Source organism: Pseudomonas sp. Leaf58, from assembly GCF_003627215.1.
Lineage (GTDB): Bacteria > Pseudomonadota > Gammaproteobacteria > Pseudomonadales > Pseudomonadaceae > Aquipseudomonas.
On record NZ_CP032677.1, the window covers coordinates 4,033,359 to 4,055,855 of the forward strand.

The following is a 22,497-nucleotide window of genomic DNA, read 5'->3' on the forward strand; positions in this document are numbered from 1 at the left end:
CTTTTTCTAGGGCACGCATCATAGACCTGTGGCGCAGGCTCACTGCTCCAATGCCATTCTCATACCAATCGACAGCCAGCTTTTTATCACCTTTCAGACTTTTAGCGCTGAAACAGGCGAAGGCGCACCAGCTCCGAGCAGCGACTTCCCATAAAGCACGCTTGCAAAGTACATATGGAAATACGTATATTCGACTTTCCATATGTATTGGTGCAGCCATGATTACCCCGCCCGATGTGTTCAAGAGCCTATCCGACGAAACCCGAGTTCGCGCCACCCTGCTGATCGCCAGCCTTGGAGAACTCTGCGTCTGTGAACTGATGTGCGCTTTGAACGACAGCCAACCGAAGATCAGTCGCCACCTCGCGCAGCTGCGCAGCAATGGGATGCTGTTGGATCGCCGTCAGGGTCAATGGGTGTATTACCGCCTCAACCCCAAACTGCCCGCTTGGGTGCATGAAATGTTGCAGGTGACCCTGCGGGCAAACTCACAGTGGTTGGCAGACAATTCGCTTCGGCTGAAGAACATGGACGGCCGCCCCGTCCGTGACGCTGCCTGCTGCTGATCAACATCGAGCGAGATCTTCATGCTAGTCGCCATTGCAGTCTTTGTTTTCACTCTCATCCTGGTCATCTGGCAACCGAAGGGTCTTGGCGTTGGCTGGAGTGCCGCGCTCGGCGCCCTCATCGCCCTGGCGGCGGGTGCCGTTTCGCTGCACGACATCCCGACCGTATGGGCCATTGTCTGGAATGCCACCGCCACCTTCATCGCCGTCATCATCATCAGCCTGCTGCTGGACGAGGCCGGTTTCTTTGAGTGGGCCGCGCTACATGTGGCACGCTGGGCAAACGGTAGCGGCTACCGCCTGTTCGCCTTCTGCGTACTGCTCGGGGCTGCCGTGTCGGCGCTGTTCGCCAACGATGGTGCGGCGCTGATCCTCACACCCATCGTCATGTCGATGCTAATCGCTCTACGTTTCTCGCCCGCCGCGACCCTGGCCTTCGTCATGGCCGCCGGCTTCATCGCCGACACGGCGAGCCTGCCGCTGGTCGTCTCCAACCTGGTCAACATCGTCTCGGCCGACTATTTCGGGCTGGGTTTCAGCGAATACGCCTCGGTGATGGTGCCGGTGAATTTCGCCAGCGTGGCCGCAACCCTACTGGTACTGTTCCTGTTCTTCCGCCGTGATATCCCGAGACAGTACACAGTCGCGGCCCTAAAGCCGCCAAGCGAGGCGATTCATGACCGCGCTACCTTCAATGTCGGCAGCTGGGTGCTGCTGGTGTTGCTGATCGGCCTGTTCGCCCTGGAGCCACTGGGCATTCCGATCAGTGTGGTCGCTGCAACTTGTGCGGCGATCCTCTTTGCCGTCGCCGCTCGCGGGCACCGCATCTCGACCCGCCGTGTGCTGCGCGAGGCGCCTTGGCAGGTGGTGATCTTCTCTCTCGGCATGTACTTGGTGGTCTACGGACTGAAGAACGCCGGCCTCACCGATATGCTCACCCACCTGCTTGAACGCCTTGCGCAGCAGGGGCTGTGGAGCACCACCATCGGCACCGGTTTGATCGCTGCACTGCTGTCCTCAGTAATGAACAACATGCCCAGCGTGCTGGTCGGCGCCTTGTCGATCCAGGCCAGCGAGGCGCAGGGGGTTGTGCGCGAGGCGATGATCTACGCCAACGTCATCGGTTGCGACCTCGGCCCGAAAATCACCCCCATCGGTAGCCTCGCCACGCTGCTCTGGCTGCATGTGCTGGAGCGCAAAGGTATGCGCATCACCTGGGGTTACTACTTCAAGGTCGGCATCCTGCTGACGCTCCCGGTTCTTTTGATCACCCTTTCGGCTCTGGCATTGCGCCTGAGCCTTTGATATCCGCCACGAAGCGAAGGAGCCCCCATGCGAGTCCTGTTCATGTGCACGGCTAACAGCTGCCGCAGCATCCTTTCCGAAGCCATGTTTAATCACTTGGCGCCTCACGGATTTAAAGCAGTCAGTTCCGGCAGTTTTCCGAAAGGCCAAGTGTTGCCTCGCAGTCTGACCACCTTGCAACATGCCGGGATCTCAATTCATGGGCTGAGCAGCAAGGGGAATGACGCGTTCGAGGATTGTCCTCCTGACATCGTCATTACCGTTTGCGACAACGCTGCTGGCGAAGCTTGCCCGGTATATTTCGGCCCAGCACTGAAGTCGCATTGGGGGCTGGAGGATCCGTCCGATGTCGTGGGGGACGAGTCGTCGGTCGACGCTGCGTTCCGCGCCACGCTAGCTCGCATCGAGTCTCGCTGCAAAGCCTTCTTCGCACTGCCCTTCAACAACCTCGACCGTGAGCAGCTCAAGCATGAGCTAGATCGTATCGGTACGATTTGAGCCGGAGGAAACATGTCCGAACATCTGCCCAATCTCGACCTCGCGCTGTTCGATGTACCGCCACCGGCAGCCCGCTCCAGCACGCACAAACCGCGCATCCTGCTGCTGTATGGATCGAATCGCGAACGCTCATTCAGTCGCTTGCTGGTGGAAGAAGGCGCCCGCCTGCTGGAGCACTTTGGTGCCGAGACGCGGGTGTTCAATCCGTCAGGCCTGCCGCTGCCTGACGATGTACCTGTCGAGCACCCTAAGGTGCAGGAACTGCGTGATCTGGTGCAGTGGTCAGAAGGCCAGGTCTGGTGCTCGCCAGAGCGCCACGGTGCGATGTCTGCAGTTTTCAAGGCTCAGATCGACTGGATCCCCCTGGCACTGGGAGCGGTTCGCCCCACCCAAGGCAAGACCCTTGCGGTCATGCAGGTGTGCGGCGGTTCGCAGTCGTTCAACGTGGTCAACCAACTCCGCGTGCTCGGCCGCTGGATGCGGATGTTCACCATCCCGAATCAATCTTCGGTGCCCAAGGCCTACCTAGAGTTCGACGACACTGGCCGGATGAAACTCTCGCCGTACTACGATCGTTTGGTGGATGTAATGGAGGAACTGGTGAAGTTCACCGTCCTGCTGCGCGACCGTCAGGAATTTCTGGTAGACCGCTATTCGGAGCGCAAGGAAAGCGCTGAGCAGTTAACAAACCGTATGAACCAGCGCTCGATCTAAGCCAACGCAGGGGATATCCGCTTTGGGTCTGAAGCGGACATCTCCTCCAATCCCTACTGGTAGCAGACATAAAGAAGGCGCTCACCCATAAAAACATCGGGGATTTGAGCGCCACTCTACAGTACTAATGGATTGCGCATACCACTACGCCTTGCGTGTCGAGAACATCGGAAATAGCTCTTCATACGCCGACTTGTAATCTAGCTCAAGCGTGACGTGACCAGCCAAAAAGGTGTCGAAATCTGAGATATCTTTATTGTATTTTACACAGCAAATCTCCACTGAGTCTCCGGCTGGGAGTACGTAGTCAAGGTAGAAGAACTCGTGCCCCAACAACTCACAATCTGGAATTCCTTGAAACACCTTAATAATTAGAGGGGGTCCTTCCCCCTCTACAAAAATACCGCTGCGATATACCCTGGCCCCAGTAATTATCGCTGGACCAAGCCCAACGTTGCGCAACTCAAATTTGTAAATCCCTTCATCGGTGTATGAGCTATGACCCGCCAGATGTGGTCGCACACTCAGCTTATTGTGAACACGTGATAGGTGGGCCTGCCAGAAGGTAGCAGTTAGTGCAAAAAGAGATATAAGAATAGCGACCCATGGAGCTGTGTCCGCCTTTGGATCCCCAGGGAAACCTACATACTCCATCACTATAGACAACGTCCAGCCAAGGACACCAATGGCCAAGAATCCCCACAGCGCCCACGCCGTTGCTACCCTCATACTGTCGGACATCTTCATTTTCCACATGCGCACTTCACCTGGAATTCGCAGTTTGCATTGAACTCACTAGTCGATTGAGCAATATTCGATCGCGCAACATTCCCCTAGCTGTTGGACTGAAAGATCACCGATCTCAGTTCAGCGTCCGGGCTTACCTCCAACGGCTTAACTTTGATCTAAAGCGTCTGAAAAACTGAAAAACAGTTCAATTATCAAAAGTGCTTTTTAGCGAAAAATAGTACTCGTCGATTTTATCCAAATGATTCAGAGCATTTGCCTTCAGAACATTTAATGCAATATGTGAGATCCTCCGCCGCTGCTCATGATCATCACCCACACTCTCAAGCGCCTTTAAAACCTCAGGCTGCATTAACGGGGGGCCAAGGAGTTTGTCAGTCGCATTCCCCATAAAAACAAGCTGATTGGCCAGCCCCAATATTGCCTCCACCTGCTTCCCCGAAGCGAGCTCATGCATGGGGACGCCTTGAAGGGCCCTGACTAGACCAGATGTGACGTCCCTGTGGTACACACCATAGAGACTGACATTGCTTCCGGGGTCATCATCAATATCCTCGATAGCTGCGCGAATTTTGTTCGCGTACTCGCGTGCGGCCTCCGCAATAGAAAAAGTGGTCTTCTGCTTGAGCAATCCAGCATGCTCAACAGAAAGCCGCGACACTCGAAAGGCGACGACTAACGCTACGAGCGATCCTATCGCCTGCACCCACGCCGGCATTCCGTTACTGGAAATGACATCCCAAACCGAACACAAGAACTCCCGCCAATCAAAGTGCATTTATTTTCTCCACCCGCCCTTGGAAAAAAGCCTGCGATCGAAAATTGACTCGATCACAGGTCATAATAATTCAGAATAAGCCGCCCAGCGATTCTGGTTCCCAATTCATTATCACAAGTTCGCCGGTCACATCCGCCTTACCTTGGCGCTGGTTCGTGTTGCTATAGCGGATATCCAGGCACTCAAAGTGGAAACCATCGAACGCTCGGCGAATGTCTGGGTGGTCGTTGATGCTGACCATCACCCTGCCCTTACAGCGCCGCATGAAATCAGCCATGCGCTCGTATTGCTGGAACGGGAAATCCACCCCATAACCGGCAGTCTGCCAGTATGGCGGGTCCATGTAGAAGAACGTATGCGCCCGATCGTAGCGCTCGGCACAGTCGAGCCATGACAGGTGCTCGACGTAGGTACCCGCGAGACGCTGCCACGCGGCGGACAGATTCTCTTCGATGCGCAACAGGTTGATGGCCGGCCCGGTGGTCGCGGTACCGAACGTCTGCCCAGTGACCTTGCCTCCGAAGGCATGCTGTTGCAGGTAGAAGAACCGGGCGGCGCGCTGGATGTCTGTGAGTGTCTCGGGGCGCGTCATCTTCTGCCACTCGAAAATCTGCCGGGAGCTCAGCGCCCATTTGAACTGGCGCACGAACTCCTCAAGGTGGTTCTGGACAACGCGGTAGAGGATGACCAGGTCACCGTTTAGATCGTTCAGCACCTCCACCGGGGCGGGCTGGGGACGCATGAAGAACAACGCGGCACCGCCAGCGAAGACTTCGACATAGCACTCATGAGGGGGAAAGAGAGGGATCAAGCGGTCGGCCAGGCGGCGTTTGCCACCCATCCAGGGAATAATTGGTGAGGTCATAGGTATGCAAGTCTTTACTGTATGGATAAACAGGTGTTAGGCTCGCCGCGCTTTGTGCACAAGGCAGAGGCTGCGGCTGGACTTGCAGGAAGGGTCTGCGGGTTCGGCGGGCCGGGCTGGATGTTGGCGCATCTACCCGGCTCGCCTCTTTTCATTTGGTGACTTCGCGGACGTAGGCCTGGCAGGCCTGCAGTGCGATCATCCCTCGATCACCGGTGTCGGTGATGCCGATAATTCTTTGAGCATGCGCTGGGTCAAGTCGGGCGCGAACGGCTCCATGAACCACGCCTCCGGTGCCGGCGGCTTCTCGCACCCCACCGGCACAACCCGGGGCGGCAAAGGTTCCGGCGTCGACAAGGACTGACAGCCGCAAGTCAGCAGTAGCCAGCCTGTCACGCAGGCGATCTTGAGTCTGTTGTGCATCGTTCATTTCCTTCCAATGTGTTTTGCCCTGCTCCTCCAGGCGATCTTCCAGGGCTTGTCGCTGACTTTTCTGCTCTGCCAACTGCTTCAGGGCCGCAGCTGCAGCCTCCTCGCGTTCGCGACCATAGATCCGGTCCTTGTCTGCAAGCTGCTGGACATAACCTGTAGCCTGCTCAGCCAGCTGCTTTCCGTACTCGCTGGCCTGCCACACCCAGGCTCCACGCCCGCCGGCATAGAGCCCGACCGCCACGGCCAGAAGTGCGATACGCCAATTCATCGGCATTACTCCAGCACCTCGAGCGCACGCTTGTAGAGCGCCTGGCGATCCTTCAAACCATTCAGGCCACCATTGATACGGCGGGTGATCAGCTCAAACACCGAGTCATCGGCCTGCAGCACCTTGTCCGCGAGGCTATTGAGCCCCGCCCGCTGCCAGTACCAGCCGGCCGACAGCGAGGCGTAGACCGGCTGCTCGAGAAGGTCGGGGGTGTTGAGCAAGCGACTGTCACCGAACAGCGCCTCGCTGCAGGCCTCATAGTTGTCGCGGCCGGTGATCTGAATGAGCCCACGGCCACGGTACCGCTGACCATCCCCGTCAGCCGCCGGAGTGTTGCCGAGGCGCTCCGCCAGTCGCCCGGTGTCGTACTTGGCCAGGTAGGCATCGTTACCGAGCTCGCGCACATACAGCAGCTGCCCAGACTCATGGCCAACTTGTGCAAGGAACGCAGCCATACGCCGAGGAGTGATGATCGAGAACTTGCCCATTGTTGCGTTGAGGCCGGGAACAAAAACGCCGGCTTTGCGGCCGGCGTTGGGGAGGATCTGTTGCAGCTGTTGAACTGAGATAGCCATTGGTCTCTCCAGTGACGGCCATATATGGCCATTGGGGTTAGAGCTGCTCAACCTTAAGCGGCTTGTCGTCTTTCTTTTTCTTGCCAGAGGCCTTGGCCTTACCCTTCTTGCCGCCGTTGCACTCCACGGTCGTGGTCCAGCCGCTGGCCGTGAACACTTGCTCCACGCTTTCCACCAGGTACTCGCCATCGAGCCCGACCTTGAAGCCCTGGGCATTCACCGAGCACTCGGCGAACAGGTCGTGCCGGCCCGCCATCTCTAGGCGCACGCCGGCGGTGCTGCGGTTAAAAGCAGCCAGCCGCGCCTTGGCGGCCTGTCTGGCTGCAGTCTCGTTGGGGTAGATATGGCGGTCGGTGTGAACTGGGGGCAGGCCGTCTGGCGATTCTTCGTTGTCGAGATGGACCACCTTCAAAGCGCCGGTCTTCTGATCCTGGTGCTGCGTTTTCACTGCCTTCTGCGTGCTGCGGTCGCTCAGCCGGAACTGATAGCGGGACACGTCCGTCTTGTTGACAGTGATGACCTGCAGTGACTTGCCCGAAGTGCTCTTCCCACCCTGCCGGGGCATCACCAGCAGCTTGCCCTGGGCAACCTTGGCCGTGCTGTCGTACTGCCGCGCCAGGCGCGTGACGAAGTTGAAGTCCGACTCGTTGCGCTGATCGATCCGCTCGACCTTCGTCGTGACCGGGCAAACCACCTCCCAGCCGTTGCGCTTGGCAATTTCAGTGACGATCTCGGCCAGCGGCACACCCTCCCAACTGCCGCTTCGGATGGTCTTACCGCTGCCGCGCATGTCGCTGGCCTTGCCGCGAATGGTCAGCTCATCAGGCGGACCGGATAACTGCACCTCGTCCACGGTGTAGGCGCCCATGCGTTTAAGTGGCTGGCCATCGTAACCCAGCAGGACCTCCACCACCCCTCCCCGCGCTGGCAGCGCCACTACCTGGTCGCGGTCGTCAATGCGCAGCTCAAATTCGTCCGACTCCATGGCAGGCTTGTCCGAGATCCGCAGCAGCAGAAGGCGGTCATTGATCAGCGCGGTAATGTCCTTGCGGTCCGCGATGATTCGATACGTTGGTTTCATGCAGACTCCAGATACAAGAAACCCCGCACTGGGCGGGGCTTCGTTTGAGTAACACCGGGTCAGTCGAACAGCTGCAGCAGCTCGACCGCCGGCGCCGACAGGTCGGGCAGCAATATCAGCAGGCCGGCGCGGTACGGCTGTGCCTCCCTGGCTAGATCCGGGTTGGCATCGAGTACTGCCTCGACCGTGCCATTGAGATTTCCGTAATGGTGCTGACAGATCACATCGAGCAGATCCCCGTCAGACGTTCTGCAGGTCGTTGCCATAGCTCACAAACTCCAGGTTGAAGCCCTGTTTACGGGGGATGCCACCTGCCAGCAGGTGGCTTTGCTCCTCTTCGATACTGACCAGGCACCAATCGCCCAGCACCTCGCCGTAACCCGTAACAAGCTTCAATGCCTGCAGGTTGCGACCGATGCTACGCAGCACGCTCAGTTGCTTGATGCCGCCCTTGTGGGGCGGGAAGATCGCACCCTTGAGCGTGATCTTTTCCTCACCCAACCCCACTGCCTGCTGGGCCACGCTTCGACGCAGACGCTCTTGACCAGCCCAACGGAACGACGTCTGACGACGCAGCTCGTCAAAGGCGGCCGTGCCCAGGTTGAAGTAATACGGCTGCTTTTTCGGATCGTGTGGCTGGATGATCAGCAGGTGCGGGTAAGGCGCGACCGCCTCAGGTAGCGGAGTGGCCGACCCCAACAGGCCGCCGGTAGGCAGCACGTTGGACAGCGACGGGCTAACCAACCCCGCCACCCGGCCGGCCTGAGCAGTGACCTTCGCTGCCATCTGCTTGAACGTGCCGAGCCGCTCCTGCACCTGAGTGGCGCCGGTCACTGCTCGGCTATACATCGACGCCACCTGCCCCACCTGAGACTGAGCCACGTTGATACTGCGCACGATCCGGCCAAGCTTCGCGCCGGCCTCAGGCCCCACGAACGGAATGCTTTCCAGCTCCGCCGCAGCCCCCGTGATGCTGCCGACCGCGCTATTGAGTGGGGACAGCATGCCGTCCACTCCCTTGCGCCCGGCCTCCCCCGCAGAAACTAGCCCGGACAGGGAAGACTCCAGTTGCTCCATGTAGGCCATAGGCCCTCCTTAAACATGCGGTTGGTCGAACAGTTGAGCCGAAGCCATACGCGCCGATGCTTCGCGCTGCCATGCCTCAAACAGCCGACGCAGCGGTGACTCGATTTCACGGACGACCTGCGACGGGTCTTTCACATCGCCGTGCACATCGATCCTGATGTTGGGTGAGAACGAAAACGCCTGATCCACCTTCGGCGCCGATACCCTCACAGGCGCAGCCGCTTTAGCTGGCTGAGCCAGTTCGGGCATCCGAGGTGGCACCGGTGCCAACTGGGCCACCATGTCACGCACCACTTCACCGAAACCGGCCGGCAAGGCTGCCAACTGGGGGACAGCTGGCGGTGAAACACCTTCTGCGACAGGCCTACGCTCGCGGCTGTCGATCACCACAGGCACCGGCGCCAGGCCTGCACCCGGGAATCGCACCTTGTTGGCTGTCAAAGCCGGCAACAGGTACGGGTCCTTGGACTCCGGATCGCGCGGGTCATACGACACCGCAGGCTCGGTCGGCGCCGGTGTAGCCACGGCTCGCACTGCACTCCCCAGCTTCGGTGCTTCCTGCAGCACAGGTTCAGGCACAGGGTCAGGTGGCGCCGCCGGCAGCACCAGCGGCGCACCAGGGAAGCGCACCTTGTTGGCCGTCAACGCCGGCAACAGGTACGGATCCTTGGACTCGGGGTCGCGCGGGTCATACGACACCGCAGGCTCGGTCGGCGCCGGTGTAGCCACGGCTCGCACTGCGCTCCCCAACTTCGGTGCTTCCTGCAGCACAGGTTCAGGCACAGGGTCAGGTTGCGCCGGCGGCCGCACCAGCGGCGCACCTGGGAAGCGCACCTTGTTTGCCGTCAATGCCGGTACCAGGTACGGGTCCTTGGACGCCGGGTCGAGCGGGTCATACGACACTTCAGGCTCAGCCGGGGTCGGAGTGGCCACGGTTTTTACCGTGTCGCCCAACCTCGGCAGTTCCTGCTGCGCCGGTGCCGGTTCAGGTTCGACTGCTGGCTCAGGCTGCACCGGAGCCGAAACGGCCACGGCTCGCACCGTCTTACCCAGTTTCGCTGGCGGCTCCTGCACGATCGGTACGGCTTCGGTTTGAGGCGCCGGTTGCGTCGGCGGCCGTACAAGCGGCGCACCAGGGAAACGCACCTTGCTGGCCGTCAGCGCGGGCACCAGGTACGGATCTTTGGACGCTGGGTCGAGCGGGTCATACGACACTTCAGGCTCAGCCGGGGTCGGGGTGGCTACGGCTCGCACCGTGTCGCCAAACCTCGGCAGCTCCTGCAGCGCCGGCGTCGGTTCGAGCTCGGTAACTGGCGCAGGTTGTGCTGGAGCCGAAACGGTCACGGCCCGCAACGTATTACCCAACTTCGCCGGCGGTTCCTGCTCGATCGGCTCGGCCTCAGGTTGAGGTTCGGGCTGCACCGGTGGCCGCACCAGCGGCGCACCTGGGAAACGGACCTTGTTGGCCGTCAGCGCGGGCACCAGGTACGGATCTGTAGACGCCGGGTCGAGCGGGTCATAGGACACCTCAGGCTCGGCTGGCACCGAGGCTGGCACATTGCGCACCGTGTTACCTAGTGCCGGTACCGGCGCCGCCGGCACTGACTGGGTGGCAGGCTCACGGTTGTCGATCACTATCGGCGCTACGACAGCAGCCTTTGCCGCTGCTGGTAACGGGGCCGAGGTATCAACTTTGGGAGTTGGCTTGTCCTTCTGTGCCGGCGTCAGGGTTACACGTACCGCCTCCCCCGGCGCTGGCGGACTTTCCGACTTCGCCATGGCCTCGGGCTCGGGTTGTTCATCACCAAACCAGCGCTTGCCCAGCCACCCGCCGAGCGACTCGCCACCCATGCCACCCAGTACAGCACCGACGGCGCCGCCTACTGCAGTACCTATGACCGGTACCACCGATCCAATGGCCGCTCCAGCAGCCGCGCCTGCGAGTGTTCCCGCAAGGCTGCCAGCTGCACCTCCGTACCCCTCTGCCTTCTCATCTTGAGAACTGGCATTCATCGCGACATCGATCGCAGCGGCACCGGCGTCCACCACATTCCCACCAGGCAGTCGCTTGGCAAGACGCGTAACGCCACGCACTGAGCGAGCCACCCTGCCCAACTCTTCAACCCCGGTCACCATCTTCGGCGCAGCAGCAGGAACAGCTGGCTTCACCGGTGGCGGCTTGGGTGCCTCAACTTTCACCCCGGGCCGGGCTGGGGGCGCTTGCCTTGCCTCTCGTCTGCGAGCCCGACGCCGGCTTCTACGACTCCCCCGGGCAGGTGCTGCGGGCGCGCTGTTTGTGACGCTACTGCCGATCCCGCTGAATGCATCGGTATTGACCACGAACACTCGCTGCGTGTCATCCCTGCCTGCTAGCGGGTCGTTCGCAGGCGCCGCATCCGCCGGCGTTGCACCAAACACCTTACCCAGCAGGTCAAGGCCGGTATCGACCACTTTGCTGCCCGTCTTAGGCAGCTCAATGGGCGTACGATCGCCACGCCCCGCCCGGCCCGCCATGCTCTCCAGGCCTCGACCTCGCGCGAGGTTCACCACACCACGCCCGATCTTGAACGCGCTGGACGCAGTCTTGAGTGCAAGGATGGCCGCCACGGTGCCAGTAATGCCCGCGACGACAGCCGGGAAGCTGTCAGACAGCGAGGTAATGCCACGGGCGACCGCTGTCAGGCCTTTCGCCGCCATATCAGTTGCCGGACGGATAGCGTCGCCAATGCTGCGCATTGCGTCGTCAGCCGCCTGGACCGTCTCGGCCCACTGCTGCGCCGAGGTTTCACGGCGCTCGGCCAGGTTTTTGTCGAGGATGCCCGAAGCCTTCTGCGAGTCGGCCTTGAGTTCCTCATACAAGCCCCTGTTCTGCCCATAGGCAGTGAGCGCCGCCTTGACCTGCATGTCGGCGAAGATATCGCCGGTGCGCAGTGTCTTCTCCAGGGCCTCCAGCGCCGCCCTGGCCTTCTCCGGGTCGGCCTCCTTGTCGATATTGGCCTTGGCCGCCTCGATCTGCTTGGCCTTCGCCGGATCGGTCGCCTCGACGTACTTCATGGCCAGGGCCATGGACGCCTCAATGACGTTCATGCCCTTCTGCAGGCCGGTGTTGAGCGAGCCCTGATAATCAATGCCAGCGTCCTTGTAGGCCTTGACCACGTCGCTGGAACCGATCTTCTCCATCCAGTTCTTGAAGTTGTTCGCCGCTTCGTCCGAACTGCCGGCAGTCTTCATCTGCACTTGCAACATGGAGCCCAACGAGGTCACCGCGTCGAGCCCGGTGATCCCGTTTTTCTCCATGCCGGCCAGCAGCTGCGGGAACCACTTGGCCATGTCACTGGCCTCGAAGCTACCCGCCTGGCCCTGGTAGGCGATCGCCTCCAGAGCCTGCTGCATGACCTTCGGGTCGCTGATCTTGGCGTTTTGCTGCAGCGCCTGGATCATCGACGCCGTGTCGACGCCCGAGGCGCCTTGACCAATGGCGAACTTGGCCGCGACCGGCGCATACGACAGCGCCTTGTCCAGCTCCATGCCGGCGCCGACCAGCTGGTTGACCAGGTCGGCCACGTCATTGCGCGCCATCCCGGTGTCGGCGGCCGTGTCGATCACCGTCCGGGTCAGCTGCTGCTCTTGCGGCTTGTTGACGATATCGGCCTTGATCGCAATGTCACGGATGATCGCCTGATAGTTCGCGCTGATCATCGTCGGCACGGCGGCGGCGCCTGTAGCGACCACAGCCTGGCCAATGTTCGACTTCAGCGAAGACTTGCCCGCCTGCAGCTGTTGGTGACCCTTTAGCTGCAGGTCGGCGGCTTTGGCCTCACGCCCCAGGCGCTGATACTCACGACTGAGGCGGCCAACCTCGACACCTTGCTTGCGCAATGTATCCAGATTGCTGTCCAGCTTACGTTGGAGTTTGTCGGCACCGGCAGCACCGCTGTCATGTGCACGCTTCCACTCATCGCGTAGCTTGATGGTTTCGCCAATGGTGCTTTTCAGCACCTTGGCCTTGTTGCCTTTGGCTTCCAGCTTCTGGATGCCGTTCTCGACCGTCTTGAATGCAGCGCCTACCGATGAGGCGACGGCACCCCCGATCACCAGCGATAACGCTAGCCTGCTTGCCATCGGTGCCCCCTATGCAAGCTCAATCCGTAAGCCACCAAACCATGTCCGCGTAGGACATGGTCAGGATCTCTGCGGCGGAGAAATTCAACTCGGCCGCAAGTCGCTTGGCAGCCTGCTTCTGCGTGGCCGGATTAAAGCTCGTCGTCTCGCACCAAAAAGTTGTACCCAGTGGCCAGGCGGTTGTAATCCTTGTACTTGAGACCCTCGAGGTCTTTGACGTGAACCTCGGCCAGGGAGGCGAACAGGTTCAGCTCGCGCTGTTCGTCGTCGCCGTCGGAGGTCTTGGTGGAGTTGCGGATATCGCGCACTGTCGGCGCGCGCAGGGTGATGGTGTCCTGCTGGACCCCGTTGAGCTCGGCCGGGCTGGTCAGCGTTACGGTGACGCGGTCAGCATCGAGCTTGATGAACTTCGGCAGTGGCTTGGCCATGGTCGGGTTTCCTTGAATCGAAAAGGGAGATGAAAGGATTGGAAGGGGTTACAGGCCGAGGTCGCGGCGCTGACTGGCCAATTGGTCGACGCCATTGATGACGCGCTTCATGCCGATCGGATCAATCTCGTAGATGGTTTCGCCGCCGACTTCCAGCTTGTAGTAAGTCGTGGCAACGCTGTGCTTAAGCTCAGCCTTGTCGCCGGCCTTCCAGTCGCCCATGTCGATCTCTTTCAGGGTGCCGCGCAGGGTGACGATCACCGCCTTGGTTTCGCCCTTCTGGCCCTTGTAGGAGCCCCGGAACGTGCCGTTAAAGGCGTTACCGTCGGCCAGGCCGAAGAACTTCAGCGACTCTTTGCGCACGCCGGTGGTGGTGAAGTTGGACTCCATCTTCTCCATACCCATGTCCAGCTCGATTGCCATGTCCATGCCGCCGGCGCGGTGTTCCTCGGTTTTGAGGGTGAGCTTGGGCAGGGTCAGGCTGGGTACATCGCCCTGGAAGCTGACGCCGTCCACGAACAGGTTCAGGTTGGCCAGGGTTTCGGGAATCATTGCCATGTGATGCGCTCCTTACGCGACTTGATCGAGGACTTCGGTCAGCCACTGATTGGTGACTTCGATGCGGAAATTCGGGTTTTCTGCCGGCGGAACGTCGGTGAAGCGGATGTTCCAATACACCTTGCCCTGCTCCAGCTGGCTGGCCGTGTTCAGCACCGGGTCGGCGTAGACCTCGAAGTTGATAATTGCGCCCTGGGCTTTCAGGTCGCGCATGAAGGCCTGCAGGCCCTCGGTTACGTCGCGGATGTAGGTCGAGGTAATGCCACGGTCGACCGCCCACTTGTGGCCGTACAGGATCGCGTCCATGACCATGTCCATGGTCCGCACGCGGGTGACAAAGGCCCATTTCGGATCGCTCGACAGCGTGCGGTTGCCCCACAAGCGGAAACCGTCGTCGCGGATGATGGTCGCGATATTGGCGTTGTTGAGCAGGTTGGCCCGGCACGTTTCGTCGCCATCCAGGTACTCGATAGCGCGGGTGGTGCCGGTGATGCCGACAAACTCCTTGTTCGATGGCGACGACCAGAAGCCGTATTCGCTGTCGGTGTAGGCAAACACGCCTGCAGCCCAGGCCGAGGCCGGCGCGTCGACGGTCCCGTTGCTGGTGGTGTCCCACAGCTGTACGCCGGGGTCGACCATGTACAGGCGCTTGGAGCCGAACGACTTGGCGTAGGTGGTGGCCGCCTCGTCAGTGGTGCCGGGGCCGTCGATGATGGCGACCGCGCGCAGTTTTTCCGCAATCGACTGCATGGCGGTGGCTACCGCCTGGGTCGCACTGTGCTTCGGCGCGACGATCAAGCGCGGCTGCGCGTTGAAACGGCTCTTACCGTCCAGCAGCGCCTGCAGGCCGGTACGCTTGCCGCTGGCCAGCACACCGCCAATGATCCCGGAAGTCTGCGCCGCCGGGTCAACGACCTTGGCAACGCCGGTGGCGACGATCACCGCCTTGGAGCGTGCAAAGATGGCCTGGGAAGCCTTGGTGATGGCGGCAGTGGCACCGAATGCCGCGACGGCCTCTCGCTCGTTGGTGAGCAGCACCAGGTCGCCAGCTTTGGCCGTGGCGCCAGCGCCCTCGGTGAAGGTGTCGACCAGGCCGATAATCGAGGAGGACGGCAGCGAGACATTGCGCGCGCCGGTGTCGACGTTCGTTACGGTAACGCCGTGGAAGAATCCAGCCATTTGAGACTCCAGAAAGCACAGGGCCGCGTCATGCGCGGCCCGAGGGGTGGGAAAAGGAAAACGGTCAGGGCTGCAGGATCTGCAGCACTTGGACCAGCAGCGCCACGACCAGGCAGGCCACCAGCGGACAGAAGAAGTCGAGACGACCGTCTACGGTCCATCGCCAGATGCGCAGACCGTCGTACCAGCGCAGGTTGGCCAGGTGCACCGACTCGACGTGCGCCAGGTTGCGCTCGCCCTGCGTGTACTCGCGGCCGGCGAAAAAGAAGATGCCGGCAGCGGCGCCGGCCCAATGGCTAGCGGGTATGCCAAGCCAGGCCAGGACGCCCCACAGGGCGCCCATGATCAGCAGCGCCGCCAGCACGTGCTCGAGGTGGGTTCGATTCATGCATGCCCTCCAGGCACAAAAAAAGCCGCTTAGCGGCCCTTGGGGTTTACGGGGTGACAGATCGGGTTAGGCGGCGTTGCCGACGCCCTGAATACGCGCCTTGATGGCGGCAATCGCCACGTCTGCCAGGGCCTCGGCCTGCTCGTGACTGGTGGCCTTGAGCACGTCCTGCTTGCCTTTCAGGCGCGCCGCGCGGATGGCGTAAATCGCAGATTCCCAGGCGCGGGACTCATGCAGAATGCTCTCGGTCGCCGCCTGCGCGTCGAGGCCCGCCGCATCCATCCAGGCCTGTACAGTTCCCGGCACCTCGCCGGCATAGCCTGCCGCCGCGAAGCTCTCGGCCTCATCCGCCGTCATCCGATACTCCACAGCCCGCAGCGGATCACCCAGGACCGAGCTACGCGCCTGATCGGCCGCCTGATCGACCTGCAGGGCCGCCGCCAGCAGCGCGGCGTCCAGGGGCAGGCTGTCGAAGCTGAAACCGGCGTAAGTGCGACCGCCAAATTCGATGTTCAGGTTTTGAGTTTGCATATGCGCCCCTTAGAGAACGGTCTGGTTGGTCATGATGTTGGAGATATCTTTTGGCGAAGTGCCGGCGGGAATCCCGTTGATGTAACGTCCGCCGAACGACGCAGGGAACGAGGTCCCGAGCACCTCGAAGACAACGGCGCTGTTCGGTGCGCCGACAATGAACGCCGTCCCATCTGGGGCAGACGTGAACTCACACGACGACACTTTCACCGCCAGGAGCACCGAGCCCCCGTTAGAAGTACTCTTGAAGAAGGCATTCACGAAACCGGTCGGCGCCGGCACGAGGCCGGCCGGGCTCGGCAGATCGACCGTGACATCGCTGAGCAGCACCTGGGCGCCGTTCGCCAGAACGATGCCGGACAAGTAGTGCGCCGAGCCGTCAGTGATCATGTAATACGCCGGGGAAATCTTTCGCTTCACCCCCGTGGTGTCGCTGAAGATCGAAAGCACACGAGAGTCAACGGTGATGTTGACCCCCATCCGGTAATCGCCTTGCAGTCGAACGATGCAAAGGCCACCAACCGGGGTGTTGGATAGCGCCTTGTCGATGGTCTTCAAAGGCCGCGCAGCCTGCCCGTCAGCGGTGTCATCGCCGGTCAGCTGGTTGACGTAAAAGATTTTCCGGCCTTCGGGAATGGCTGCAATCGCAGCCGCGACCGACGAATCAATGCCGGCCTTCTTACCGTTGAAATAGTCGATCAGCTTGGTGGTTTGCGTGACCAGGTTGGCTACATCAGATTCGAGACTCATACGTCTTATGCTCCAAAGGTGTTTTGAATTACTAGGGTTTGCAGGGCGATGATCGCCGCCGCATTACAGACTGCAGCAACCAGCAGGTCCTCGCGGTCAGCGACTTGGCGCCGCTCGGCAGCCAGCAGGCGCTGCGAATGGTTGTCGAGCACCGCGCCGGCTCTGCGTGAACTGCCCGCCAGTTCGTCGAGTTGATCCTGCCGCTGCAGGCCGCACAGCTGCTCGGCAATGATTGCCGAGGCATTACCGACAGCCGCACTGGCGAGGCCATTGCGGTCAGCTTCCTGGCGCGCCTCGACCTCCGACATGCGCAGCAGCAAGCGGGCAATCTGCTCCCCTGCCACGCGCTGCCACTGGTCTTGTTGGTCCAGCTGATCCTGCTGCAGCAGGCCGCGCATCTGCTCGGCAATCAATGCTTGTGCCTGCGCAGCCAGCGGACCGGCCAAGCTCAGACTCAGCCCGGCCTCGTTGCTGATGATCGTCACGCTGTCCGCCGGCAGGGCTGCCAGCGACAGGTCGTAGGCCAGCAGCAAGTCGGTGTCCGCCGACTTGTAGGCCAGCGGCGTGGATGAATCGGACCACACCGCCAACAGGGTGCCGTCGCTCAGCAGAAAGCCGATTTCCCGCACCCAAAAAGCGCGGTCGCCATCGGCCAGGGCGGTCAGGTGTAGCAAGGTGCTGCTCAGGCGCTCGCCGCCGGCAATCGGGTACTTGGCCGTTTGCGCAACCAGGCTTTTCTGGTCGGCGGACGGCGTGTAGCCCGAGGTGCCCAGGGCGATGTGGGTGATCTGTGCCGCGATGCCGGTGTTATCGGCCCGCAGGATCGCCGCCAGCCCCGCCTTGGTGATCACGGGTTGTAACGGGGTACTCATAGAACAGCCTCCATCGTGCAGCGCACGACGACTAGGGCACGGGTCGCACTGGCGACCACAAAGCCCGATTCAGCGTTGATCGGAACGCCCAAGGCCTCGACAGTCAGCCGAGACACGCCGAGCGACCGGGTGGCATTGGCGAACTGCAGCCCCTGCACCGCCACGTCGATCTGCACCGCCTGGGCATTCATGCTCAGGCGCTGCAGGCCGCGCCCTCGGGCAGCGTTGGCAAACAACAGACCACCGTCAAAGCGCGCTCCCAGGCGAAATTCGTAGTGGCTGCGCTCGTTCTTTGCCGCGTCGACCAAGGCGCGCAAACGCGCGCCCAGCTGCGGCGAGATAATCGAGCCCTCCCCCTCGCGGTTCTCGTTCGCCCAGGCCGTGACCTGGAACGTGTACGGGGCCGCGTTGGGGATCTGGTGCCATTCCTTGAAGTCCGCATTGACCCGCACCGCCTTGAGTACCCGCCGGATCGCGCCGACGGTGCCCTTGGTCTTGTGAACAGGAATCGCCTCGCGGACCAGCTCACGGCGCTGGGCGTTGGTGTTGGCCGCCTCCCAGCCCTCAACCTTCCAGGCCCAACCGAGCCACGGCAGGAAGTCGGGCGGGCAGCGCGTCGAGTCGGCAATACCCCGGATGATTTCCGGGTCAATGCCCTGCTCGCTGGCCGCCTCCAGCGAGCGCTCCAGGAGGGTGGCGTTATGCGGCAACAGGCTCACGTCGCCACCTTCGTGGTCAGCGCGATTGACGTGCAGTTGGGGTAATGCCGCTTGTCACACACGATGCCTGCAGCCGGGTGCACCAAGTCGACCTGGCTAATGCCCGTTACGTGTAACGCCGCGTAGATCGCTGACAGCGGCAGCTGCCCCTCCAGGCGCCGCGCCTCGGCAATGGCCGCATCCAGGCCTTTCCGGGCTGTCGTCTTGACGACCGCCGGATCTGGCCCAGCCTCAACGTGCAGGACCGCCTGCACCTCGAAGTCGCTCGGGGTCCCCACCTGCACGCGCGGGCGGTCAGTGACCGGCCGCACGCTCTCGGCCGACAGTGCCGCCTGCACGGTGGAAACCAGCTGCGCCGGCAGGGTGCTGCTGGCCTGCCTCGGCAGGACAGCCAGCGACACGTCGCCGGGTAGCGGGTTGACCAGGCCGGCGTCATAGTCACAGATCACCACAATGGCCCCGGCCGGCAGCAGCGCTTTAACCGCGGCGTCGAGCGCCACCCCGGAAAACCGGGGCGAATCGACCGACACGTTGACCAGTTCGGCCGACGCGCTTAGGGCGTGATACTCATACGCGCCACGGCTGCCAGCGACGGACAGCGCCTCAAGCGAGAGCCGTGTGCGGTAGCGCAGCGCCTCGTCGTCTTCCATGATGGCATCCACTGGCGGCACCGCGTCAGGATCGGCCGGCCTGATTACCAGCGGCTCAACGCCGTAGTCAGCCGCACGATTAACTAGATCCGCGCCAGTGGCATAAGCCAGCAAGCTGGCCTTGGCCGCCGCATTAACCCGTGCGCGCATCAGCAGCTCGCGGTAGGCCATGACCTCCATCAGCTTGACGACCGGGTCGGACTCCAACAGCGCCGTCCACTGGTCGCCCATGTGGTTGCGAAAGATGCCTAGCACCTCCTGATACAGCGTTTCAAAGTCCAGGGTTTCCACTACATCGGGCGGGGGCAGCAAAGACAGGTCAATCATGCACTCACCTCCACGACGGTCGAATTGCCCAGGTACCGGCCTGTCAGCTCCAGACCTATCTGACCATCGAGCACGGAAACCACCTTGACGCGCTCCAGCTGCACGCGCGGCTCCCAGCGGCCCAAGGCGCGGGCCACCTCGGCCTGCACGGCGCTTTTCCAGCCTTCATTAACCGGCAGGTCGACAAAGCGGCGCAGGTTACTGCCGTAGTCCGGCCGCATGCGCCGGGAGCCCAATGGGGTGGTCAGAATGTCCTCAATCGACTGTTTCAGGTGATTGAGGCCGGTAAGCGGCTGGCCGGTTCGCCGGTCCAGGCCGATCATGGTCAGCCGTCCAAGCGCTGCAGGTCGGCATGGCCGCCCAGGAACGCCAGCGCCTCGGCGTCGTCGGCCGGGACGGTCACGCGGCCGGCCTGCACCTTGAACTCGCGCAGGTCGTCGCCTGCCTGCAAGAACAGCGAGCGTGAGGTGTAGGCGCCGTCGGCGAAGGCCACGCCGGCCGACGCGACGGGTTCAACAGCGGAGGCGGCCGCGTCCGTAGCTGCGTCATCCGCAGCTGTTCTCTTGACTGCCATAAGGCTCTCCAGAAAAGACAAAACCCGCAAAAGCGGGCCTCTATGGATTGAGTTTCAGGATCAGCGATGGCCGGCAAAGGCCTGCTCAACCGCCGATTTGATTGCACTTGCCAGCGCCTCCGGATCGAGGTTTCCCGACACGTTGATGGTGATGGCCGGGGCTCGGGTCGGGCGCGGCGTAGGGATGTAGCGCCCAGACATAAGCGCCATGGCCAGGCCTTGAGCGATTTCTTCCGGGTCGTTCTCACCCGCCAGCAGCCGACGCCAGTAGCTCAGCATGCGGAAGTGATCCGCAAAGCCGGTGATGCCGTAGCCAACCATTTTTTCGACCATGTGACGGTCGGTCCCATTAATCGGGGCCTGCGGGTCCTGTTCAGCCATATCAACCTCAGTGCTTGTGGTTCGGCGTGTTGCCGGTGGTGTCGATGATTTTCCCGAGGCCGAGAATGTCGCCCGATACGCGTAACGGCCCATCGATCTGCACGGTGCCCTGCAGGGTGATCAAGGTCGCCTTGGCCGTGATGCTCTCGGCTTCGGCACTGATCGCGGTGGACTTAGCGTTGATCGCGTCGTCGGTCAATACCGCCTTGCTACTGCCGACCTCGATATTGATCGTGCCGGTAGGCAGCTTGATGGTGTAGCTATTGTCCGCCCAGTCGTAGATCAGGGAGCCGCCATCATCGAAACGCCACACCTCGACATGGTCGCGGTTGTCCGGGCGCTCGCCGGCGTTGCCGTAAAGGCCGGGAATGAAAGTGCCCTGAGCGGGGTCGCCGCTAGGACTGATCAGCGCGCCCTGCTCCCCCAGGCTTGGTGCTCGCCAGTGTCGCGCCTTACCGGCAGCCAGCGAATGCCAACGCACCCAGGCGCTGCTCCAGCCGGTACCGTCCGACATACGCAGCTTGCCAGCATCCAAGTCGACCGCCACGACATAACCCTTGATCACGACACCGGCCAGCATCCGGTCGTGCTCGGCGCTCACGTAACTCACCCCAGGGCCTCCGGTGATTGGTAGTGATGCTCGTTGCCTGGGCCACTGTCAGGATCGAAGGCGACCACTAGCGGCCCGGGCTCACGGGGCCACGGCCACTCTTCCTCTCCCAGATAGATCACCTGGGTCCACTCAACCACCCAGACAGCGTAACTATCCAGCTCGGGCCGGCTCCAGTCCCGCTCTGCCCTTACGAACTGGGCAAACTCAACGGCTAAGCCCCAGGACTGTATCCGTAGCAGTACCGCCAGCTGTGCCGCAGCGAAAGCGGCCACATGCAGGCAGTTGGGCACCTCTACGCCAACAATCACACGCGCCTCGAAGCGAGCATCGACGGCAGTTTCACCTGTACCAGGATCCTTGTCCGCACTCTCAAGGCCAGCCAACTCCAGCACTACCGCTGGCATCGGCACGACCTTGATCCCGTCCGGCATGGTGCCGACATAGGCGAGCCCGGGGATGGCAGCACTGATGTGTTGTTCAATCGCCGCGTAGATCCCAGCGAGAGGTATTGGGTCATCAACCATTACCTGTTCTCCGCAAATACTTCTGCAGTTCAAAGTTCAGCTCTTGCTCCAGGACCACCTTCAACCGATCGTGAGCCCGTTTAGTCCAGGCTTCGAAGTGAGGTCGAACGTCATCGAGCGAGATTTTTGCCTTCGCCAGTGGGAAGCGACTGTCGTTCTCTGAAACCCAGCCGGACCGGCGACCACCACCGCCAGAGACTTCACTATCCGGGTAGTCGGCAGCATCGAATTGCTTGCTAGCAGTGCGAATCCAGATATCCGGCTTGCCGCCGTATACCTGCCGATAGAACGCCCCCTGGTACCGGCGCCCAGCCACCGAAACACCGGTTCGGGTTTGCCGAGGACGACCAGCGCGACTGGCTTCGATTGGACGGATACCGAACCACAGCTTGCCTTGCCCGTTGCTGCCCATCGGGAAGGCCTTGAGCCGCTGCCTCACCGCAGCGATGGCGATTTGCTCTTGCCGCCCCACCTCACGCGCAACCTGCCCGCGAAGCCAACGAAGTGTCTTGTTAATCGCTCGCCGCTGAGCTGCAGCCATGGCCTTGGGTACCAGCTTGGCAAAGTCCTCGAAGCCTTTGACGTCTTGCGGGCTCATCTGCAGGGTTAACAACCCCGCACTGGCTGACACCTTGTGATAGCTGCCGACACTCATGGTGTTCTCCTCAGAACGAGCGTTACCAGGCCATCGCCGCCTGGCTCTACGCGCGTGATGATGTAATTGCCACCACCATCCTCTGGCGGCAGATCGACCACCACACTCTGCCGCGTATCGACCCCTGCGTTGTCACCAACGCGGATGACCAGGTGCGGCTCACGCAGGCCGGTATTGATCTGGCCGAGCTTGGGCTGCAGCCACGGCGCCGAGAACATCCCGAGAACCTCGCGACCTTTGATATGCGCAAGATCGCCGAGGACATCGAACACCACCTCGTCCAGATCATCGATCAGGTCGCGGAAGGCCAT

General features: G+C 61.6%; 29 protein-coding genes. 4 read left to right on the plus strand and 25 right to left on the minus strand.

Going from position 1 to position 22,497, the window contains the following annotated elements; all coding sequences use genetic code 11:
• The first annotated feature begins 218 nt into the window (after positions 1-218).
• From DV532_RS18685 to arsH, 4 genes are read left to right on the plus strand one after another with little or no spacing between them, the layout of a single operon-like run.
• Complete coding sequence (locus DV532_RS18685; RefSeq protein WP_056804660.1) at positions 219-566, plus strand: metalloregulator ArsR/SmtB family transcription factor; 348 nt, start codon at positions 219-221, stop codon at positions 564-566.
• A gap of 21 nt (positions 567-587) precedes the next feature.
• Positions 588-1,871 carry an arsenic transporter gene (locus tag DV532_RS18690; protein ID WP_056804658.1) on the plus strand — a complete coding sequence of 428 codons (1,284 nt, stop codon included), beginning with the start codon at positions 588-590 and terminating at the stop codon, positions 1,869-1,871.
• A gap of 27 nt (positions 1,872-1,898) precedes the next feature.
• Positions 1,899-2,369, plus strand: coding sequence for an arsenate reductase ArsC (locus DV532_RS18695; protein WP_056804654.1), 471 nt, complete (start codon positions 1,899-1,901; stop codon positions 2,367-2,369).
• A gap of 12 nt (positions 2,370-2,381) precedes the next feature.
• Positions 2,382-3,083, plus strand: coding sequence for an arsenical resistance protein ArsH (arsH, locus tag DV532_RS18700; RefSeq protein WP_056804650.1), 702 nt, complete (start codon positions 2,382-2,384; stop codon positions 3,081-3,083).
• A 144-nt stretch (positions 3,084-3,227) separates the two neighbouring features.
• On the opposite strand, the gene DV532_RS18705 is transcribed toward arsH, so the two are convergent.
• The 25 genes from DV532_RS18705 to DV532_RS18825 all read right to left on the minus strand — a co-directional run bounded on the left by DV532_RS18705 (position 3,228) and on the right by DV532_RS18825 (position 22,497).
• Entirely contained in the window at positions 3,228-3,824 is a 597-nt protein-coding gene (locus DV532_RS18705; protein WP_156676000.1) for a hypothetical protein, read from the minus strand.
• A gap of 193 nt (positions 3,825-4,017) precedes the next feature.
• Positions 4,018-4,608: a hypothetical protein gene (locus DV532_RS18710; protein ID WP_056804646.1), complete on the minus strand. Its 591-nt coding sequence runs from the start codon at positions 4,606-4,608 to the stop codon at positions 4,018-4,020.
• 70 nt (positions 4,609-4,678) lie between these two features.
• Positions 4,679-5,473: a DNA adenine methylase gene (locus tag DV532_RS18715; protein ID WP_056804643.1), complete on the minus strand. Its 795-nt coding sequence runs from the start codon at positions 5,471-5,473 to the stop codon at positions 4,679-4,681.
• Positions 5,474-5,624: 151 nt separating this feature from the next.
• On the minus strand, positions 5,625-6,179 hold the full coding sequence (locus DV532_RS18720; RefSeq protein ID WP_056804639.1) for a lysis system i-spanin subunit Rz: 555 nt from the start codon (positions 6,177-6,179) through the stop codon (positions 5,625-5,627).
• Positions 6,179-6,748, minus strand: coding sequence for a glycoside hydrolase family 19 protein (locus DV532_RS18725; RefSeq protein WP_056804637.1), 570 nt, complete (start codon positions 6,746-6,748; stop codon positions 6,179-6,181). The genes DV532_RS18720 and DV532_RS18725 overlap by 1 nt, the downstream gene beginning before the upstream one ends.
• Positions 6,749-6,785: 37 nt before the next feature.
• Positions 6,786-7,829 (minus strand): phage late control D family protein, encoded by a 1,044-nt coding sequence (locus DV532_RS18730; RefSeq protein WP_056804635.1) that lies wholly within the window; start codon positions 7,827-7,829, stop codon positions 6,786-6,788.
• Between the two features lie 59 nt (positions 7,830-7,888).
• Positions 7,889-8,095 carry a tail protein X gene (locus DV532_RS18735; protein ID WP_056804632.1) on the minus strand — a complete coding sequence of 69 codons (207 nt, stop codon included), beginning with the start codon at positions 8,093-8,095 and terminating at the stop codon, positions 7,889-7,891.
• Complete coding sequence (locus tag DV532_RS18740; protein ID WP_056804630.1) at positions 8,070-8,915, minus strand: phage tail protein; 846 nt, start codon at positions 8,913-8,915, stop codon at positions 8,070-8,072. Before DV532_RS18740 ends, DV532_RS18735 begins: the two co-directional genes overlap by 26 nt.
• A 9-nt stretch (positions 8,916-8,924) precedes the next feature.
• On the minus strand, positions 8,925-13,037 hold the full coding sequence (locus DV532_RS18745) for a phage tail tape measure protein (protein ID WP_120715364.1): 4,113 nt from the start codon (positions 13,035-13,037) through the stop codon (positions 8,925-8,927).
• Between the two features lie 131 nt (positions 13,038-13,168).
• A complete protein-coding gene (locus DV532_RS18750) occupies positions 13,169-13,465 on the minus strand; it encodes a phage tail assembly protein (RefSeq protein ID WP_056804617.1) in 297 nt (98 codons plus the stop codon).
• Between the two features lie 48 nt (positions 13,466-13,513).
• Positions 13,514-14,023, minus strand: coding sequence for a phage major tail tube protein (locus tag DV532_RS18755; protein ID WP_056804614.1), 510 nt, complete (start codon positions 14,021-14,023; stop codon positions 13,514-13,516).
• Positions 14,024-14,035: 12 nt separating this feature from the next.
• Entirely contained in the window at positions 14,036-15,202 is a 1,167-nt protein-coding gene (locus tag DV532_RS18760; RefSeq protein ID WP_056804611.1) for a phage tail sheath family protein, read from the minus strand.
• 64 nt (positions 15,203-15,266) lie between these two features.
• Positions 15,267-15,590: a hypothetical protein gene (locus DV532_RS18765; RefSeq protein ID WP_056804608.1), complete on the minus strand. Its 324-nt coding sequence runs from the start codon at positions 15,588-15,590 to the stop codon at positions 15,267-15,269.
• A 66-nt stretch (positions 15,591-15,656) separates the two neighbouring features.
• Complete coding sequence (locus DV532_RS18770; protein ID WP_056804605.1) at positions 15,657-16,121, minus strand: hypothetical protein; 465 nt, start codon at positions 16,119-16,121, stop codon at positions 15,657-15,659.
• Positions 16,122-16,130: 9 nt separating this feature from the next.
• Positions 16,131-16,871, minus strand: a complete 741-nt coding sequence (locus DV532_RS18775) for a hypothetical protein (RefSeq protein WP_056804603.1) — start codon at positions 16,869-16,871, stop codon at positions 16,131-16,133.
• 5 nt (positions 16,872-16,876) lie between these two features.
• The gene (locus tag DV532_RS18780; RefSeq protein WP_056804601.1) at positions 16,877-17,743 is read right to left on the minus strand and encodes a phage tail protein; all 867 of its coding nucleotides are present in this window, start codon (positions 17,741-17,743) and stop codon (positions 16,877-16,879) included.
• Positions 17,740-18,462, minus strand: a complete 723-nt coding sequence (locus DV532_RS18785) for a phage tail protein I (RefSeq protein ID WP_056804599.1) — start codon at positions 18,460-18,462, stop codon at positions 17,740-17,742. The genes DV532_RS18780 and DV532_RS18785 overlap by 4 nt, the downstream gene beginning before the upstream one ends.
• Complete coding sequence (locus DV532_RS18790) at positions 18,459-19,439, minus strand: baseplate J/gp47 family protein (RefSeq protein WP_056804596.1); 981 nt, start codon at positions 19,437-19,439, stop codon at positions 18,459-18,461. The genes DV532_RS18785 and DV532_RS18790 overlap by 4 nt, the downstream gene beginning before the upstream one ends.
• The gene (locus DV532_RS18795; protein WP_056804593.1) at positions 19,436-19,762 is read right to left on the minus strand and encodes a GPW/gp25 family protein; all 327 of its coding nucleotides are present in this window, start codon (positions 19,760-19,762) and stop codon (positions 19,436-19,438) included. The genes DV532_RS18790 and DV532_RS18795 overlap by 4 nt, the downstream gene beginning before the upstream one ends.
• Before the next feature lie 2 nt (positions 19,763-19,764).
• Positions 19,765-20,013, minus strand: a complete 249-nt coding sequence (locus DV532_RS18800) for a hypothetical protein (RefSeq protein ID WP_056804590.1) — start codon at positions 20,011-20,013, stop codon at positions 19,765-19,767.
• A 60-nt stretch (positions 20,014-20,073) separates the two neighbouring features.
• Positions 20,074-20,394, minus strand: a complete 321-nt coding sequence (locus DV532_RS18805; RefSeq protein ID WP_056804588.1) for a hypothetical protein — start codon at positions 20,392-20,394, stop codon at positions 20,074-20,076.
• Positions 20,395-20,401: 7 nt separating this feature from the next.
• Entirely contained in the window at positions 20,402-21,004 is a 603-nt protein-coding gene (locus DV532_RS18810) for a phage baseplate assembly protein V (protein WP_056804585.1), read from the minus strand.
• Positions 21,001-21,531: a hypothetical protein gene (locus tag DV532_RS18815; protein WP_056804583.1), complete on the minus strand. Its 531-nt coding sequence runs from the start codon at positions 21,529-21,531 to the stop codon at positions 21,001-21,003. The genes DV532_RS18810 and DV532_RS18815 overlap by 4 nt, the downstream gene beginning before the upstream one ends.
• Positions 21,524-22,186 (minus strand): hypothetical protein, encoded by a 663-nt coding sequence (locus DV532_RS18820; RefSeq protein WP_056804581.1) that lies wholly within the window; start codon positions 22,184-22,186, stop codon positions 21,524-21,526. The genes DV532_RS18815 and DV532_RS18820 overlap by 8 nt, the downstream gene beginning before the upstream one ends.
• Complete coding sequence (locus DV532_RS18825) at positions 22,183-22,497, minus strand: hypothetical protein (RefSeq protein ID WP_056804578.1); 315 nt, start codon at positions 22,495-22,497, stop codon at positions 22,183-22,185. The genes DV532_RS18820 and DV532_RS18825 overlap by 4 nt, the downstream gene beginning before the upstream one ends.

Coding starts and splice junctions, on each gene's coding strand:
- DV532_RS18760 (WP_056804611.1), bottom strand. CDS start 15,202: ATGGCTGGATTCTTCCACGGCGTTACCGTAACGAACGTCGACACCGGC.
- DV532_RS18710 (WP_056804646.1), bottom strand. CDS start 4,608: ATGCACTTTGATTGGCGGGAGTTCTTGTGTTCGGTTTGGGATGTCATT.
- DV532_RS18790 (WP_056804596.1), bottom strand. CDS start 19,439: ATGATTGACCTGTCTTTGCTGCCCCCGCCCGATGTAGTGGAAACCCTG.
- DV532_RS18735 (WP_056804632.1), bottom strand. CDS start 8,095: ATGGCAACGACCTGCAGAACGTCTGACGGGGATCTGCTCGATGTGATC.
- arsH (WP_056804650.1), top strand. CDS start 2,382: ATGTCCGAACATCTGCCCAATCTCGACCTCGCGCTGTTCGATGTACCG.
- DV532_RS18745 (WP_120715364.1), bottom strand. CDS start 13,037: ATGGCAAGCAGGCTAGCGTTATCGCTGGTGATCGGGGGTGCCGTCGCC.
- DV532_RS18780 (WP_056804601.1), bottom strand. CDS start 17,743: ATGAGTACCCCGTTACAACCCGTGATCACCAAGGCGGGGCTGGCGGCG.
- DV532_RS18705 (WP_156676000.1), bottom strand. CDS start 3,824: ATGTCCGACAGTATGAGGGTAGCAACGGCGTGGGCGCTGTGGGGATTC.
- DV532_RS18765 (WP_056804608.1), bottom strand. CDS start 15,590: ATGAATCGAACCCACCTCGAGCACGTGCTGGCGGCGCTGCTGATCATG.
- DV532_RS18730 (WP_056804635.1), bottom strand. CDS start 7,829: ATGAAACCAACGTATCGAATCATCGCGGACCGCAAGGACATTACCGCG.
- DV532_RS18800 (WP_056804590.1), bottom strand. CDS start 20,013: ATGGCAGTCAAGAGAACAGCTGCGGATGACGCAGCTACGGACGCGGCC.
- DV532_RS18770 (WP_056804605.1), bottom strand. CDS start 16,121: ATGCAAACTCAAAACCTGAACATCGAATTTGGCGGTCGCACTTACGCC.
- DV532_RS18815 (WP_056804583.1), bottom strand. CDS start 21,531: ATGGTTGATGACCCAATACCTCTCGCTGGGATCTACGCGGCGATTGAA.
- DV532_RS18775 (WP_056804603.1), bottom strand. CDS start 16,871: ATGAGTCTCGAATCTGATGTAGCCAACCTGGTCACGCAAACCACCAAG.
- DV532_RS18755 (WP_056804614.1), bottom strand. CDS start 14,023: ATGGCAATGATTCCCGAAACCCTGGCCAACCTGAACCTGTTCGTGGAC.
- DV532_RS18795 (WP_056804593.1), bottom strand. CDS start 19,762: ATGATCGGCCTGGACCGGCGAACCGGCCAGCCGCTTACCGGCCTCAAT.
- DV532_RS18720 (WP_056804639.1), bottom strand. CDS start 6,179: ATGCCGATGAATTGGCGTATCGCACTTCTGGCCGTGGCGGTCGGGCTC.
- DV532_RS18725 (WP_056804637.1), bottom strand. CDS start 6,748: ATGGCTATCTCAGTTCAACAGCTGCAACAGATCCTCCCCAACGCCGGC.
- DV532_RS18695 (WP_056804654.1), top strand. CDS start 1,899: ATGCGAGTCCTGTTCATGTGCACGGCTAACAGCTGCCGCAGCATCCTT.
- DV532_RS18740 (WP_056804630.1), bottom strand. CDS start 8,915: ATGGCCTACATGGAGCAACTGGAGTCTTCCCTGTCCGGGCTAGTTTCT.
- DV532_RS18820 (WP_056804581.1), bottom strand. CDS start 22,186: ATGAGTGTCGGCAGCTATCACAAGGTGTCAGCCAGTGCGGGGTTGTTA.
- DV532_RS18825 (WP_056804578.1), bottom strand. CDS start 22,497: ATGGCCTTCCGCGACCTGATCGATGATCTGGACGAGGTGGTGTTCGAT.
- DV532_RS18750 (WP_056804617.1), bottom strand. CDS start 13,465: ATGGCCAAGCCACTGCCGAAGTTCATCAAGCTCGATGCTGACCGCGTC.
- DV532_RS18690 (WP_056804658.1), top strand. CDS start 588: ATGCTAGTCGCCATTGCAGTCTTTGTTTTCACTCTCATCCTGGTCATC.
- DV532_RS18685 (WP_056804660.1), top strand. CDS start 219: ATGATTACCCCGCCCGATGTGTTCAAGAGCCTATCCGACGAAACCCGA.
- DV532_RS18805 (WP_056804588.1), bottom strand. CDS start 20,394: ATGGCTGAACAGGACCCGCAGGCCCCGATTAATGGGACCGACCGTCAC.
- DV532_RS18715 (WP_056804643.1), bottom strand. CDS start 5,473: ATGACCTCACCAATTATTCCCTGGATGGGTGGCAAACGCCGCCTGGCC.